A 1379-nucleotide genomic window follows, 5' to 3' on the forward strand; every position below is an offset into this window, starting at 1 on the left:
CGCTGCCCGCGCGCCCAGGACCGCTGCCGGACCGAACTCCCCGCGCTGACACCGGTGGCCGGGGGTCAGGACCAGCCGAGTTCGTCGAGTTCGTGGTCGTCGAAACCGAAGTGGTGGGCGACCTCGTGGATGACGGTGGTGCGGACCTCCTCGACCACCTGCTCGCGGGTCTCGCAGTGGCGCAGGGTGGGGCCGCGGTAGATCAGGATGCGGTCGGGCAGGACGCCCGCGTACCACTCGCCGCGCTCGGTGAGCGGGGTGCCCTCGTAGAGCCCGAGGAGCTCCGGGTCGCTCGGGTCGGGCTCGTCCTCGACGAAGACCGCGACGTTGTCCATCATGGCCGCGAGGTGCGGGGGGATCTGGTCGAGGGCGTCGCCGACCAGCGTCTCGAACTCTTCCCGGGTCATCTCCACCGGATCATTGTCCGGTGTCGGATGACGGTGTGCCAGGTGGCGGAGCCCGGTGTTTGATGGGGCTATGACGACCTCGGAGGGGGCCGTGGACGACGCCGCGGGCGGCACCGTGGACGGCGCCGCGGCGCGGGCCCGCCGGCCCGGCCGGCCGCCGGTGCTGCGCGGGCAGGGGCGGGCGGTGGCGGTGGTCGCGGCGGGCGGGGCGATCGGCGCGTCCGCGCGGTACGCGGCCGGGCTCGGCTGGCAGACCGGCCCGACGGCCTTCCCCTGGACGACGTTGCTGGTCAACGTGGTCGGCTGCGCGGTGATCGGGGTGTTCCTGGTGGTGATCACCGAGGGGCGCCAGGCGCATCCGCTGGTGCGGCCGTTCTTCGGCACCGGCGTGCTGGGCGGGTTCACCACCTTCTCGACGTACGCGGTGGACATCCGCCGCCTGCTGGAGGGCGGCCGGACCGGGCCCGCCCTGGCGTACCTGGGGCTGACCCTGGTGGGCGCGCTGCTCGCGGTGTGGGCGGCGGCCGGGCTGACCCGGCGTCTGATCCACCGGGTCGTCCGCCGCGGGGCCGGGCGGGGCGCCGCGGAGCGGGCCGGGGGTGTGCGATGAGCCGACTGGGCGGGCCGGCGCTGCGGCTGACCGTGCTGATCGGGGAGAGCGACCGCTGGCACCACCGACCGCTGTACAGCGAGATCGTGCACCGGGCCCGGGAGGCCGGGCTGGCCGGGGCGAGCGTGTTCCGGGGCATCGAGGGGTTCGGGGCCTCGTCGCTGGTGCACACCACGCGGCTGCTGTCACTGAGCGAGGACCTGCCGGTGGCGGTGGTGATCGTGGACGAGGAGGAGCGGGTGCGGGCGTTCCTGCCGCAGCTGGACGGGATGGTGGCGGAGGGGCTGGTGCTGCTGGACCGCTGCGAGGTGGTCACCTACGCGGGGCGCGGGGCGGAGGAGGGTTCGGGCCGGGGGCCGGGC

3 protein-coding genes are annotated in these 1379 nt (G+C 75.1%); 2 read left to right on the forward strand and 1 reads right to left on the reverse strand.

Features of this window, described 5'->3' with window-relative positions; genetic code table 11:
- Positions 1 to 65: 65 nt before the first annotated feature.
- Entirely contained in the window at positions 66 to 407 is a 342-nt protein-coding gene (locus ACIQOV_RS41445) for a metallopeptidase family protein (RefSeq protein ID WP_359897958.1), read from the reverse strand.
- A 70-nt stretch (positions 408 to 477) separates the two neighbouring features.
- Here ACIQOV_RS41445 and crcB point away from each other — a divergent pair, with 70 nt between their 5' ends.
- Together crcB and ACIQOV_RS41455 are read left to right on the forward strand one after the other, a co-directional pair.
- On the forward strand, positions 478 to 1017 hold the full coding sequence (gene crcB, locus ACIQOV_RS41450) for a fluoride efflux transporter CrcB (protein ID WP_401056323.1): 540 nt from the start codon (positions 478 to 480) through the stop codon (positions 1015 to 1017).
- On the forward strand, positions 1014 to 1379 hold a 366-nt coding region (locus ACIQOV_RS41455; protein WP_401056325.1), incomplete at its 3' end, for a DUF190 domain-containing protein. The genes crcB and ACIQOV_RS41455, both read left to right, overlap by 4 nt.

Origin of the sequence: Kitasatospora sp. NPDC091257 (genome assembly GCF_044757675.1) — a bacterium.
In the GTDB taxonomy this organism is placed as follows: domain Bacteria; phylum Actinomycetota; class Actinomycetes; order Streptomycetales; family Streptomycetaceae; genus Kitasatospora; species Kitasatospora lactacystinica.

Coding starts and splice junctions, on each gene's coding strand:
- ACIQOV_RS41445 (WP_359897958.1), bottom strand. CDS start 407: ATGACCCGGGAAGAGTTCGAGACGCTGGTCGGCGACGCCCTCGACCAG.
- crcB (WP_401056323.1), top strand. CDS start 478: ATGACGACCTCGGAGGGGGCCGTGGACGACGCCGCGGGCGGCACCGTG.